1 protein-coding gene (cut by a window edge) is annotated in these 15,128 nt (G+C 74.2%); it reads left to right on the top strand.

Translation table 11 applies throughout. The features are described 5' to 3' along the window. The first annotated feature begins 132 nt into the window (after positions 1 to 132). A protein-coding gene (locus ACIRST_RS17425) for an SDR family NAD(P)-dependent oxidoreductase (protein ID WP_402803001.1) crosses the window boundary here: on the top strand, positions 133 to 15,128 show its beginning. Its footprint extends 15,475 nt past the window's final position; only the first 14,996 of its 30,471 coding nucleotides appear in the window; the start codon lies at positions 133 to 135; its stop codon lies off the right edge, out of view.

The raw sequence follows: 15,128 nt of genomic DNA, 5'->3' as shown, positions 1-15,128 counted from the left end.
CCGGACCGAGGCTCCCGGCCCCGGGGCCACCCGCCCCGGGGCACCAGGCCGAAGCCGTCCCGTCCGACGCGACCCGCCCGCCGCCGGCCCGCGGCCCCGTACCACCCTTCCGAACTGCGAGGTTTCCCACCCATGGCCAGCACGTCCGAGGACAAGCTCCGCGACTACCTCAAGAAGGTCACCGCGGACCTGCGGCGCACGAAGCTGCGCCTGGAGTCCGTCGAGGCGAGGGACGCCGAGCCGATCGCGATCATCGGGATGGCCTGCCGCTACCCCGGAGGTGTCCGCACCCCGGAGGACCTCTGGCGGCTCGTCGCCGACGGCGCCGACGCCATCGGTGACCTCCCGGAAGACCGTGGATGGGACACCGGGGGCCTCTACGACCCCACCCCCGGCACGCCAGGCAAGAGCTACGTGCGCCACGGCGGGTTCGTCGACGGCGTCGCCGACTTCGACGCCGAACTCTTCGGCATCGCCCCCCGCGAGGCCCTCGCCATGGACCCGCAGCAGAGGCTCCTGCTCGAATCCGCCTGGGAGGCCATCGAACGCGCCAGGATCGCCCCCGCCGCCCTGCGCGGCAGCGACACCGGCGTGTTCATCGGCGGCGCCGACACCGACTACGGCTCCCTCGCCCGCCAGACCGAGGAGACCGAGGGCCACCTTCTCACCGGCGGAGCCGTCAGCGTCCTCTCCGGCCGCATCGCCTACACCCTCGGGCTGGAGGGCCCGGCCGTCACCGTCGACACCGCGTGCTCCTCCGCCCTCGTCGCCCTCCACCTCGCGGTCCGCGCGCTGCGCGCCGGCGAGTGCTCGATGGCCGTCGCCGGCGGCGTCGCCGTCATGCCGACCACCCGGCTGTTCACCGAGTTCTCCCGCCAGCGCGGCCTCGCCCCCGACGGGCGCTGCAAGCCCTTCGCGGAGGCGGCGGACGGCACCTCCTGGGCGGAGGGTGTCGGCGTCCTGCTCGTCGAGCGGCTCTCGGACGCCCGGCGCCTCGGCCACGAGGTCCTCGCCGTCGTCCGCGGCACCGCCGTCAACCAGGACGGTGCCAGCAGCCGCCTGACCGCCCCCAACGGCCCCTCCCAGCAGCGGGTCATCCGCGCGGCCCTCGCCAACGCCCGGCTCGCCACCGACCAGGTCGACGCGGTCGAGGCCCACGGCACCGGTACGACCCTCGGCGACCCGATCGAGGCCCAGGCGCTGCTGGCGACGTACGGGCAGGACCGACCGGCCGAGCGCCCGCTCTACCTCGGCGGCGTCAAGTCGAACATCGGCCACGCCCAGGCGGCGGCCGGCGTAGCGGGTGTCATCAAGACCGTCATGGCGTTGCGTGCCGGGGTGCTGCCGGCCACCCTGCACGTCGACGAGCCGTCCTCGCACGTGGACTGGACGGCCGGCGCCGTCGAACTGCTGACGGAGGCCCGTGCCTGGCCGGAGACCGGCCGACCGCGCCGGGCCGGCGTCTCGGCGTTCGGCATCAGCGGGACGAACGCCCACGTGGTCCTGGAGCAGGCGGACGAGGCTGTGGCGGAGAAGCCTGCGGAGGCTGCCCCGGCCCCGGCCGTCGTACCGTGGGTGCTGAACGGCCGGACGCCGGACGCGCTGCGCGCCCAGGCCGCCCGCCTGCGCGACGTCGCGGCAGGCCTGCCGGCCGCTGACGTCGCGGCGGCGCTGGCCACGAGCCGGTCGATGCTCAACCACCGGGCCGTGGTCATCGGTTCGGACCGGGACGCGCTGCTGCGTGGGCTCGACGCGCTGGCGGCGGGCTCGGGCGGGGTCGTCGAGGGCGCGGTCCGGGGCGGTGGGACGGCGGTCCTGTTCTCCGGGCAGGGGTCGCAGCGGCTGGGGATGGGGCGGGAGCTGTACGGCCGGTTCCCGGTGTTCGCTCGGGCTTTCGACGAGGTGTGCGGGGCTCTTGAGCTTCCGCTGCGGGATGTCGTGTGGGGTGCGGACGACGAGTTGCTGAACCGGACGGAGTTCGCCCAGGCGGGGTTGTTCGCGGTCGAGGTGGCGTTGTTCCGGCTGGTGGAATCCCTGGGTGTGCGGCCGGAGTTCGTGGCCGGGCACTCGATCGGTGAGGTGGCGGCCGCGCATGTGGCGGGGGTGTTCTCGCTGGAGGACGCCTGTGCGCTGGTCAGTGCTCGTGGTCGTCTGATGCAGGCGCTGCCGGCCGGTGGCGCGATGCTGGCCGTGCAGGCGACGGAGGACGAAGTCCTTCCGCTGCTGGGTGAGTTCGTGTCCATCGCCGCTGTGAACGGCCCGACGTCGGTCGTGGTCTCCGGCGCGGAGGAGGCCGTCGAGAAGATCCGCGCGCACTTCGCCGACCGGAAGACGACCCGGCTGCGCGTGTCGCACGCGTTCCATTCGCCGCTGATGGATCCGATGCTGGAGGACTTCCGTACGGTCCTTGACGGGCTGACGTACCAGGCGCCGTCGATCCCGCTGGTCTCCAACCTGACCGGCGGCCTGGTCGACGGCCTCCAGGGGCCCGACTACTGGGTGCGCCACGTCCGCGAGGCCGTCCGCTTCGCCGACGGGGTCCGCACGCTGCAGGCCGCCGGCGCCACCCGGTTCCTCGAACTCGGCCCCGACGGCGTCCTGACGGCGCTTGCGGCCTCCACTCTTTCCGACGACGCCGTGCTGGCCTCCTCCCTCCGCAAGGGCCAGGACGAGGAGACGAGCGTGCTGACCGCGCTCGCGCACCTGCACGTCACCGGCGCGCCGGTCGACTGGGCCGCGCTCTTCGTCGGCACCGGCGTCCGCCCGGTCGACCTGCCGACCTACGCCTTCCAGCACCGTCGCTACTGGCCCGCCACCGCCCCGACGACCGCAGGCGACCTCGGCGCCGCGGGCCTCGACACCGCCGACCATCCGCTGCTCACCGCCTCGCTCGAACTCTCCGACGACGACGGCCTGTTGTTCACCTCCCGGCTGTCCCGGCAGTCCCACCCCTGGCTCGCCGACCACGTGGTACGCGGCAACGTCCTGCTGCCCGGCACCGCGTTCCTCGAACTCGCCGTCCGCGCCGGGGACGAGGCCGGCTGCGACCGCGTCGAGGAACTGACCCTGGCTGCGCCGCTCGTCCTGCCCGAGCGCGAGGGCGTCCAGCTGCAGTTGCGGGTCGGCGCGGCCGACGAGAACGGCCGCCGCACCTTCACCATCGCCTCCCGGCCCGAGGGTGCCGACGGCCGTGCCTGGGACCAGCACGCGACCGGCGTCCTGGCCGTGGGGGAGGCGCGCACCGCGTTCGACGCGTCGGTGTGGCCGCCGGCCGGTGCCGAGGCGGTCGACCTGACCGGGCTGTACCAGGGCATGGCCGACGGTGGCTACGCGTACGGCCCGGTGTTCCGGGGCCTGCGAGCGGCCTGGAGGCGAGGGGACGAGGTCTTCGCCGACATCGCCCTGCCGGAGGGCATCGAGGGCACCGGCTACGGCCTGCACCCGGCCCTGCTCGACGCCGTCCTGCACGTGACGGCCTTCAACGGGATGCCGCACGGCGTCGTGCCGTTCTCCTGGGAGGACGTGTCGCTGCACGCCTCCGGCGCGTCCTCGGTGCGCGTGCGCGTCACCCGGACCGGCGAGGAGTCCGTCGCGGTGGCGGTCGCCGACGCCGAGGGCCTGCCGGTGGCGTCCGTGGGGTCGCTGGCCCTGCGCGCGGTGTCGAGCGGGGAGTCGGCGGCGGCCCGGGACGGGTTGTTCCGGGTGGACTGGGTGCCGGTGAGGGCCTCCGGCGCGACGGAGTTCGTGGCGGTGGAGTCGCTGGCGGACGTGCCGGCGGACGTGCCCCCGGTGGTGGTGATCCGACCGGCGGACGACGACGTGCACGCGCGTACGGTCCGCGCGCTGGAGCTGGTGCAGGGCTGGCTGGCCGAGGAGCGCTTCGCGGCCTCCCGGCTGGTGTTCGTGACGCGCGGTGTGGTGGCGGGCGAGGACCTGTCGGGTGCTGCGGTGTGGGGTCTGGTGCGGTCGGCGATGTCGGAGGAGCCGGGCCGGTTCGGCCTGGTGGATCTGGCGGGTTCGGAAGAACTGCCGCCCGCCGCCCTGGGTGTGGACGAGCCGCAGCTGCTCGTCCGCGACGGGGAGGTCCTCGCGGCCCGGCTCGTGCGCGCCGAATCGGCGGGCGAGCCGGTGGTGTGGGCCGGTGAGGGCACGGTCCTGATCACCGGCGGCACGGGCGGCCTGGGCCGGGTCGTGGCCCGGCACCTGGCCGTCGAACACGGGGTACGGCAGCTGCTGCTGGTCAGCCGCCGGGGATCGGACGCCGAGGGCACGGACGAACTGCTCGCCGAGCTGGCGGCAGTCGGAGCGGAGGCCGTCGTCGAGGCGTGTGACGTCGCCGATCCGGCGGCGGTGGCGGACCTGTTCGCCCGGCACGAGATCCGCGCGGTCGTCCACACGGCCGGCGTGCTCGACGACGGCGTGATCGGCTCGCTGACCCCGGAGCGAGTGAGCGCCGTCCTCCGCCCGAAGGCGGACGCGGCCTGGAACCTGCACGAGGCCACGAAGGACCGCGAGTTGGCGGCCTTCGTCCTGTTCTCCTCCGTCTCCGGCGTCTTCGGCGGCCCGGGGCAGGCCGCCTACGCGGCGGGCAACGCCTACCTGGACGCGCTGGCCCTGCACCGCCGCTCGCTCGGCCTGCCCGCCGTCTCGCAGGCCTGGGGCCCGTGGACCCGCGACGGAGGCATGATCGGCACGCTCGCCGACGTCGACCTGCAGCGGATCGCCCGCTCGGGCATGCCGGAGCTCACCCCCGCCGAGGGTGCCGCGCTGTTCGACGCCTCGCTCACGGCGGGCGAGCCCGCGATCCTTCCGGTCCGGCTGGACCTCGCGGCGCTGCGGGCCCGGGACTCGGTGCCCGCCCTGCTGCGCGGACTGGTGCGCGGCCGGGCCCGGCGCGCGGTGGTCGCGCGCTCGGCCGCTTCGGTGGGCCTGGCGCAGCGGCTGTCCGGCCTTGGTGTCGACGAGCGGCGGGGGGCCGTCCTGGAGCTGGTGCGCGACCGGATCGCCGTGGTCCTGGGCCACGAGGGCGGCTCGGTCGTCGACCCCTCGCGGGCGTTCCAGGATCTCGGCTTCGACTCGCTGACGGCGGTCGAGCTGCGGAACCGCCTGCGGTCGGCGACCGGTCTCCAGCTGCCGGCCACCGTCGTGTTCGACTACCCGACGGCGAGTGCGCTGGCAGGCTTCGTCCTGGAGGGTCTGTTCGGTGCCGAGGAGGCCGAGGAACTCCCGTCGCCGCTCCCGGTGCCGTCGGACGACCCGGTGGTCATCGTCGGCATGGCCTGCCGCTACCCGGGCGGCGTCGAGTCGCCGGAGGACCTGTGGCGGCTGGTGGCCGACGGCGTGGACGCGGTGTCCGAGTTCCCGACGAACCGCGGCTGGGACGTCGACTCGCTCTACAGCGAGGACCGGTCCGTCCCGGGCACGTCGTACACCCGGCGGGGCGCGTTCCTGCACACCGCCGGGGAGTTCGACCACGAGTTCTTCGGCATGAGTCCGCGCGAGGCGCTGGCGACGGACGCGCAGCAGCGCCTGCTGCTGGAGACCTCGTGGGAGGCCTTCGAGCGGGCCGGCATCGACCCGGTGACGCTGCGCGGCAGCCGGACCGGTGTCTTCGCGGGCATCATGTACACCGACTACCGCTCGCTCCTCGACGGCGAGGAGTTCGAGGGCTTCCGGGGGAACGGCAGCGCCCCCAGTGTCGCCTCCGGCCGGGTGTCCTACACCTTCGGGTTCGAGGGCCCGGCGGTGACGGTGGACACGGCGTGCTCGTCGTCGCTGGTGGCGATGCACCTGGCGGCGCAGGCGCTGCGCGGCGGCGAGTGCTCGCTGGCGCTCGCGGGCGGCGTGACGGTGATGTCGACGCCGGGGACGTTCGTGGAGTTCTCGCGCCAGGGCGGCCTGTCGGCCGACGGCCGGTGCCGTTCGTTCGCGGATGCGGCGGACGGCGTGGGCTGGGGCGAGGGCGTCGGTGTCGTGGTGTTGGAGCGGCTGTCGGACGCCCGTCGCAACGGGCACCGCGTACTGGCGGTCCTGCGCGGCAGCGCGGTGAACCAGGACGGTGCGTCGAACGGTCTGACGGCGCCGAACGGTCCGTCGCAGCAGCGGGTGATCCGGCAGGCGCTGGCGAGTGCCGGGCTGTCCGCGTCGGACGTGGACGCGGTGGAGGCGCACGGTACGGGGACGACGCTGGGCGACCCGATCGAGGCGCAGGCGCTCCTCGCGACGTACGGGCAGGACCGCGAACTGCCGCTGCTGCTGGGCTCGATCAAGTCGAACATCGGGCACGCGCAGGCGGCGGCCGGTGTCGCGGGCGTGATCAAGACGGTGCTGGCCATGCAGCACGGGGTGCTGCCGCGCACCCTGCACGTGGACGCGCCTTCGTCCCACGTGGACTGGACGGCGGGTGCGGTGGAAGTGCTGGCCGAGGCCCAGGAGTGGCCGGATTCCGGCCGGCTCCGCCGGGCGGGCGTGTCGTCGTTCGGGATCAGCGGGACCAACGCGCACGTGATCCTGGAGCAGGCCGAGCCCGAGGCCGTGCAGGACGCTGCGCCGACGGTGGGCGCGATGCCCTGGGTGGTATCCGCCAGGTCCGAGGCGGCGCTGGACGCTCAGGTCGCGCGGCTGGCGGAGGTCGGTGAACTCCCGGCTGCGGATGTGGCGTTCACGCTGTCCGGGCGGACGGCCTTCCCGCACCGGGTGGTGCTCGTCGACGGCGCCGAGGTGGCCCGAGGGCTTGTGGGTGAGGGCGGGACGGCGTTCCTGTTCTCGGGGCAGGGGTCGCAGCGGCTGGGGATGGGGCGGGAGCTGTACGGCCGGTTCCCGGTGTTCGCTCGGGCTTTCGATGAGGTGTGCGGGGCTCTTGAGCTTCCGCTGCGGGATGTCGTGTGGGGTGCGGACGAGGAGTTGCTGAACCGGACGGAGTACGCCCAGGCCGGGTTGTTCGCGGTCGAGGTGGCGCTGTTCCGGCTGGTGGAATCCCTGGGTGTGCGGCCGGAGTTCGTGGCCGGGCACTCGATCGGTGAGGTGGCGGCCGCGCATGTGGCCGGGGTGTTCTCGTTGGAAGACGCCTGCGCGCTGGTGAGTGCCCGTGGCCGTCTGATGCAGGCGTTGCCTTCGGGCGGTGCGATGCTGGCGGTGCAGGCGACCGAGGACGAAGTCCTTCCATTGGTCGGCGAGTTCGTTTCGATTGCGGCCGTCAACGGCCCGACCTCTGTCGTCGTGTCCGGCGCGGAGGAGGCCGTCGAGGCGATCCGCGCGCACTTCGCCGACCGCCGGACGTCCCGCCTGCGGGTCTCGCACGCGTTCCACTCGCCGCTGATGGACCCGATGCTGGAGGACTTCCGTACGGTCCTCGACGGGCTGAGCTACAGTGCTCCGTCGATCCCGCTGGTCTCCAACCTGACCGGCGCACTGGTCGATGGCCCGACGTCGCCCGACTACTGGGTGCGCCACGTCCGCGAGGCCGTCCGCTTCGCCGACGGTGTGCGCGCGTTGGAGGCTGCCGGCGTCACCCGCTTCCTGGAGCTCGGCCCCGACGGCGTCCTCACAGCGCTCGCGGCCACGTCCCTCTCCGGGGACAGCGTCCTGGCCGCCGCCCTCCGCAAGGACCGGGCCGAGGACACGAGCGTCCTGACCGCGCTTGCGCGCCTGCACGTCACCGGCGCCCACGTCGACTGGGCCGCCCTCCTCGCCGGGACCGGTGCCCGCACCGTGGAAGTGCCCACGTACGCGTTCCAGCACCGGCACTACTGGCCGGCGGTCACGCTCGCGCGCGGCGGCGACGTCCGGCTCGCGGGGCTTGGTGCTGCCGAGCACCCGCTGCTGGGCGCGGCCGTCGAGCTGGTCAACACGGACGGCTACCTGTTCACCGGTCGGCTGTCGGCCCGTTCGCACGGGTGGCTCGCGGACCACGTCGTCATGGGCTCGGTCCTGGTGCCGGGCACGGCTCTGGTCGAGCTGGCGGTGCGGGCCGGGGACGAGGTCGGCTGCGATCTGGTCGAGGAGCTGACGCTGGCCGCGCCGCTCGTCCTGCCCGAGCGGGGCGGCGTGCGGGTGCAGGTCTGGGTCGGTGAGCCGGACGCGTCCGGGCGGCGTGCGCTCACGATGCACGGCCGGCCGGACGACGCGGACGGGACGGACTGGACCCTCCACGCGAGCGGTGTGCTGGGCTCGGGCTCGGGCGCGGTGCCCGTGGCGTTCGAGGCGGCCGTGTGGCCGCCGGCCGGTGCCGAGGCGGTCGACGCGGCCGGGCTGTACGAGGGCCTGGCGGAGGCCGGGTTCGAGTACGGGCCGGCGTTCCGGGGCCTGCGGGCGGCCTGGCGGCGCGGGGACGAGGTCTTCGCGGAGGTCGCCCTGCCCGAGGGGACTGACGGCAGTGGCTTCGGCCTGCACCCGGCGCTGTTCGACGCCTGCCTCCACGCGTTCGCGCTGACCGGGTCCGACGAGCGCGGCGTGCCGTTCGCGTGGGAGGACGTGGCGCTGCACGCCTCCGGCGCGTCGTCGGTCCGGGTGCGGCTGACCTCGTCGGCGGGCGGTGGGGTGTCGCTCGCGATCGCCGACACGGAGGGGAACCCGGTGGCGACCGTCGGGTCGCTGGTCGTGCGCCCGGTGCCGGCGAGTGAGGCGGGCCCGGTGGGCCGGGACGGGTTGTTCCGGGTGGACTGGGTGCCGGTCAAGACGGCCGCTGCGACGGAGTTCGTGGTGCTGGAGTCGCTGGCGGACGTGCCGGCGGACGTGCCGCCGGTGGTGGTGATCGAGACGGCCGCCGATGAGGTGCACGCGCAGACGGTCCGCGTGCTGGGCCTGGTGCAGGGCTGGCTGGCGGAGGAGCGTTTCGCGGCGTCGCGTCTGGTGTTCGTGACGCGTGGTGTGGTGGCGGGCGAGGATCTGCCCGGCGCTGCGGTGTGGGGTCTGGTGCGGTCGGCGATGTCGGAGGAGCCGGGCCGGTTCGGCCTGGTGGATCTGGCGGGTTCGGAAGAACTGCCGCCCGCCGCCCTGGGTGTGGACGAGCCGCAGCTGCTCGTCCGTGACGGTGAGGTCCTGGCCGCTCGTCTGGTGCGGCCGGAAGCCACGGCCGGAGCGGTGGTGTGGCCGAGTGGCGGCACAGTCCTGATCACCGGCGGTACGGGAGGTCTCGGCAAGGTCGTGGCCCGGCACCTGGCGACCGAGCACGGCGTGCGCAGCCTGCTGCTGGTGAGCCGCCGGGGCACGGATGCCGAGGGCGTCGACGCGCTGCTCGCCGAGCTGGCTGCGCTCGGCGCGGAGGTGACGGTCGAGGGCTGTGACGTGGCCGATGAGGCTGCCGTGGCCGAACTGTTCGCCCGGCACGAGATCCGCGCGGTCGTCCACACGGCCGGGATGCTCGACGACGGCGTGATCGGTTCTCTCACCCCCGAGCGTGTCTCAGCCGTCCTGCGTCCGAAGGCGGACGCGGCGTGGAACCTGCACCGGGCCGGCGAGAACGTCGAGGCTTTCGTGCTCTTCTCCTCCGTCGCCGGAACGTTCGGCAGTGCGGGCCAGGCCGCCTACGCGGCGGGCAACGCCTACCTGGACGCCTTGGCGGTCCACCGCCGCTCGCTCGGCCTGCCCGCCGTCTCGCTCGCCTGGGGCCCCTGGTCCGATGTGGCCGGAATGACCGGCACCCTCACCGACGCCGAGGCCGAGCGCATCGCCCGGCTCGGCCTGTCGGCCATCCCCCCGGAGCAGGGCGTCGCGCTCTTCGACGCCGGGCTCGCCACCGGACACCCGGCCGTTCTGCCGGTCCGCCTCGACCTCGCGGCGATGGCCGCGCACGGCGAGGTGCCCGCCCTGCTGCGCGGCCTGGTGCGGGGCCGAGTGCGGCGCGCCGTCGTCGCCGGTTCGGCTGTGTCGGCGGGCCTGGCGCAGCGCCTGTCCGGCCTGGGGGGCGACGAGCGGCGGGCGGCCGCCCTGGACCTGGTACGTGACCAGATCGCGCTTGTGCTGGGCCACGACGCCGGCTCGGCGGTCGATCCGTCGAAGGCGTTCCAGGACCTCGGCTTCGACTCGCTGACGGCGGTCGAACTGCGAAACCGGCTGAAGTCGGTGACCGGTCTCGAGCTGCCGGCCACCGTCGTGTTCGACTACCCGACCGCCCAGGCACTCGCCGGCTTCTTGCTGGAGCGCCTGTTCGGCACCGAGGGCGTCGTCCACGTCCCCGAGGCGCTGCCGTTGCTGTCGGACGACCCGATCGTGCTCGTCGGCATGGCCTGCCGCTACCCGGGCGGCGTCGAGTCGCCTGAGGACCTGTGGCGGCTGGTGGCCGACGGCGTGGACGCGGTCTCCGACTTCCCGACGAACCGCGGCTGGGACGTCGAGACCCTCTACGACCCGGACCCGGAGCACATCGGGACGTCCTCCACACGCTCCGGCGGGTTCCTGCACACCGCCGGGGAGTTCGACCACGAGTTCTTCGGCATGAGCCCGCGCGAGGCGCTGGCGACGGACGCGCAGCAGCGCCTGCTGCTGGAGACCTCGTGGGAGGCGTTCGAGCGGGCCGGGATCGACCCGGTGTCGCTGCGCGGCACCCGGACCGGAGTCTTCGCGGGTGTGATGTACGCGGACTACGCGAGCCTGCTGGGCGGTGGTGAGTTCGAGGGCTACCAGGGCAGTGGCAGCGCGGGAAGCGTGGCCTCGGGCCGCGTCTCGTACACGCTCGGCCTGGAGGGTCCGGCGGTGACGGTGGACACGGCGTGTTCGTCGTCGCTGGTGGCCATGCACCTGGCGGCCCAGGCCCTGCGCAGCGGTGAGTGCTCGTTGGCGCTCGCGGGCGGCGTCACCGTGATGTCGACGCCGAACACCTTCGTGGAGTTCTCCCGGCAGGGTGGCCTGTCGGCCGACGGCCGGTGCCGTTCGTTCGCGGACGCGGCCGACGGCGTCGGCTGGGGCGAGGGCGTCGGCATGATCGTGCTGGAGCGGCTGTCGGACGCGCGCCGCAGCGGTCACCGGGTGCTCGCGGTCCTGCGGGGGAGTGCCGTCAACCAGGACGGTGCCTCCAACGGTCTGACGGCGCCGAACGGTCCGTCGCAGCAGCGGGTGATCCGGCAGGCTCTCGCGAGCGCCGGGCTCTCGACGGCCGACGTCGACGCGGTCGAGGCGCACGGCACCGGGACGACGCTGGGCGACCCGATCGAGGCGCAGGCGCTCCTCGCGACGTACGGGCAGGACCGTGAACTGCCCTTGTTGCTCGGCTCGATCAAGTCGAACATCGGGCATGCGCAGGCGGCGGCCGGTGTGGCCGGCGTGATCAAGATGGTACTGGCGATGCAGCACGGCTTGCTGCCGCGGACCCTGCATGTGGACGCGCCCTCCTCGCACGTCGACTGGACGGCCGGTGCGGCCGAACTGCTCACCGAGCGCACCGAGTGGCCGGCCACCGGCCATCCGCGCCGCGCGGGCGTGTCGTCCTTCGGGATCAGCGGGACCAACGCGCACGTGATCCTGGAGCAGGCCGAGCCCGAGGTGGCGCAGGAGGCCGCGGTCACGGCGGCGGTGATGCCCTGGGTGGTATCGGCGAAATCCGAAGCGGCGCTGGACGCTCAGGTCGCGCGGCTGGCGGAGCTCGATGAACTCCCGGCTGCGGATGTGGCGTTCACCCTGACCAGGCGGTCGCTCTTCCTGCACCGTGCGGTGGTCGTCGACGGGGCAGAGGCGGCCCGAGGATGTGCATCCGAAGGCAAGAATGCGTTCCTGTTCTCCGGTCAGGGCTCGCAACGCCTCGGCATGGGTGAGGAGTTGTACGCCCGCTTCCCGGCGTTCGCCGCGGCCTTCGACGCCGTCTGCGCGGGCCTGGACGAGCACTTCGATCGTCCCCTCCGCGGCGTCGTGTGGGGCGAGGACGAGGAGTTGCTGAACCGGACGGAGTTCGCCCAGGCGGGGTTGTTCGCGGTCGAGGTGGCGCTGTTCCGCCTGGTCGAATCCCTGGGTGTGCGGCCGGAGTTCGTGGCCGGACACTCGATCGGTGAGGTCGTGGCCGCGTACGTCGCGGGGGTGTTCTCGCTGGAGGACGCCTGTGCCCTGGTGGCCGCCCGTGGCCGGCTGATGCAGGCGCTGCCGTCCGGCGGCGCGATGCTGGCCGTGCAGGCGACGGAGGAGGAAGTCCTGCCGCTGCTCGGCGACTTCGTGTCGCTTGCCGCTGTGAACGGCCCGACTTCGGTCGTGGTCTCCGGGGCGGAGGAGGCCGTCGCGGCGATCGAGGCATACTTCGCCGAACGCCGGACCACACGCCTTCGCGTCTCGCACGCCTTCCACTCGCCGCTGATGGATCCGATGCTGGAGGACTTCCGTACGGTCCTCGACGGATTCACCTACCGTGCGCCGTCGATCCCGGTGGTCTCCAACCTGACCGGCGACCTGGCGGAGGGCCTGACCTCGCCCGACTACTGGGTGCGCCACGTCCGCGAGGCCGTCCGCTTCGCCGACGGCATCCGCACCCTGCACGAGGCCGGCGTCCGCCGCTTCCTCGAACTCGGCCCCGACGCCGTCCTCACCGCCCTGACCGCGACGGCGCTGCCCGACGGCGAAGCCGAAGCGATCCCCGCGCTCCGCCGCGACCGGGCCGAGGAGCACACCCTCGTCGACGCCCTCGCCCGTCTCCACGTCCGCGGTGCCACCGTGGACTGGGCCGCGCTGTTCGCCGCCACCGGTGCCCGGCACGTGGACCTGCCGACCTACGCCTTCCAGCGCCGCCGCTTCTGGCCCGTGCCCCTCGCCGCCCGTGGCGGCGACGTCCGCTCCGCCGGCCTCGGCGCCACCACGCACCCCATGCTGGGCGCCGCCGTCGAACTGGCCGACGAGGACGGGCTGGTGCTCACCGGATGCCTGTCGACGGCCACGTTCCCGTGGCTGGCCGACCACATCGTCCGAGGCGCGGTCCTGGTCCCCGGCGCGGGCCTGCTCGAACTGGCGCTGCGGGCCGCGGCCGAGGTGGGCTGCGGCCTGGTGGAGGAGTTGACGCTGGCGGCACCCCTGGTGCTGCCCGAGCACGGTGCACTCCAGCTCCAGCTCCGCGTCGGGACACCGGACGCCACCGGCGGCCGGGAGCTCACCGTCCACTCCCGGCCGGACGGGGACCCGGACGCCGGGTGGGTGCGGCACGCGGCCGGTTCGCTGGCCGTCGGCGGAGCCGTCGAGGCCGAGCCCTTCGATGTCTGGCCGCCGGTCGACGCCGAGCCGCTGCCGGTGGAGGGTGCGTACGAGCGGATGGCGGAGGCCGGGTTCGGCTACGGCCGCGCCTTCCGGGGCCTTCGGGCGGCCTGGCGGCGCGGCGACGAACTGTTCGCCGAGGTCGAACTCCCCGAGGACGTCGAGGCGGACGGTTTCGGTCTGCACCCGGCGTTGCTCGATGCGGCCATGCACGTCGCCATCGTGGACGCCGGGAGCGACGACACCGTGGTCCCGTTCGCGTGGACGGGTGCCGCGCTGCACGCCGTCGGCGCCTCGGCGGTGCGGGTGCGGATCGTGCGGCTCGACGGCGGCGGGCTGCGGCTCGACCTCGCCGACCCGGCGGGCTACCCCGTGCTGACGGTGGCCTCCGTGACGGGCCGGGCCGTTTCGGCGGAGCAGCTGGGATCGGTCGACCCGCTCTACGCGGTGGAGTGGGCGGCGTTGCCGGCCGCCCCGGACGCGGACACGGAGTGGACGGATTGGGACGCCCTGCCCGCTGAGGGCCTGGCCCCCGAGACCGTCGTCCTGGACTGCGGCGACTTCGCGGACCCGGAGGACGTCCCGAGCGGTGTCCGCGTGAATGTCCACGCCGTGCTGGAGGTCCTGCAGGCGTGGCTGGCGGGGGAGCGGTTCGCGGGGTCGCGTCTGGTGGTGGTGACGCGGGGTGCGGTGGCGGTGGGTGAGGGTGAGCCGGTGGATCTGGCGCAGGCTCCGGTGTGGGGTCTGGTGCGGTCCGCGCAGGCGGAGAACCCGGGCCGGTTCGTTCTGCTGGACACGGACGGGGAGGTGCTGGTCACCGCCGAGCCGGAGTCGGCCGTGCGCGGTGGAGTCGTCCACGTGCCGCGGCTTGGCCGTCTCCCGCAGCCGGAGGGTCCGCTGCCGGTGGGTGCGGACGACACGGTGCTGATCACCGGCGGCACGGGGGGCCTGGGTGCCGTCGTGGCGCGCTACCTGGTGGTGGAGTGTGGGGTTCGCAGTCTGGTGCTGACGAGCCGTCGTGGTCCGGAGGCGCCGGGTGCGGCGGAGCTGGTGGCGGGGTTGTCCGCGCTCGGCGCGGCCGTCGACGTCCGTGCCTGTGACATGGCGGACCGGGAGGCGGTGGCCGGTCTGATCGACACGCTCCCCGAGTTGTCCGCCGTCGTCCACGCGGCCGGTGTCGGTGACAACGGTCTGGTCGGTGCGCTCACGCCCGAGCGCATGGATGCCGTCCTGGCGCCGAAGGCCGACGGTGCGTGGTACCTGCACGAGCTGACGAGTCACCTCGACCTGACCGCTTTCGTGATGTTCTCCTCCGCCGGTGGTCTGGTGTTGACGGCGGGCCAGGGCAACTACGCGGCCGCGAACGTGTTCCTCGACGGCCTCGCCGCCCACCGCCGCGCCGCCGGGCTGCCCGCGACCTCGATGGCCTACGGCATGTGGGACGTCGGCGCCGGCCTCGGCCGTGACCTCGCGGACGTCGACCGGACGCGGATGGCCACCCAGGGCGTTCCCGTCCTCGACCACGCGACCGGTCTCGCCCTGTTCGCCACCGCTCTGCGGAGCGAGCGCGCCGCCGTCGTCCCGCTCCGGGTCGACGCGGCCGCCCTGCGCGCCCGCACCGACGAGGTCCCCGCACTCCTGCGCGCCCTCGCCGCACCGCGCCGGCGCGCCGAGCTGCCCGCGAGCGGCCGCGCGGCCGAGACCGACCTGGCCAGGCGCCTCGCCGGGCTGGGGGAGAACGAGGGCCGGCGCCTGGCGCTGGAGCTCGTACGGACGGAGGTCGCGGCCGTGCTCGGCCACGCGTCCGCGGAGGCGATCGCGCCCGAGCGCGCGTTCCAGGAGCTCGGCTTCGACTCCCTGGCCGCGACCGACCTGCGCAACCGCCTCACCAAGCGCACCGGCCTGCGCCTGCCCGCCACGCTCGCCTTCGACTTCCCCAATGCGCGGGCCGTGGCGGAGCACCTCCT

The sequence above is a fragment of the Kitasatospora sp. NPDC101447 genome (assembly GCF_044767225.1).
Taxonomy (GTDB): Bacteria; Actinomycetota; Actinomycetes; order Streptomycetales; family Streptomycetaceae; genus Kitasatospora.
Note: the sequence above shows the minus strand (reverse complement) of the source record. Positions and strands in the feature narration are given on the sequence as shown.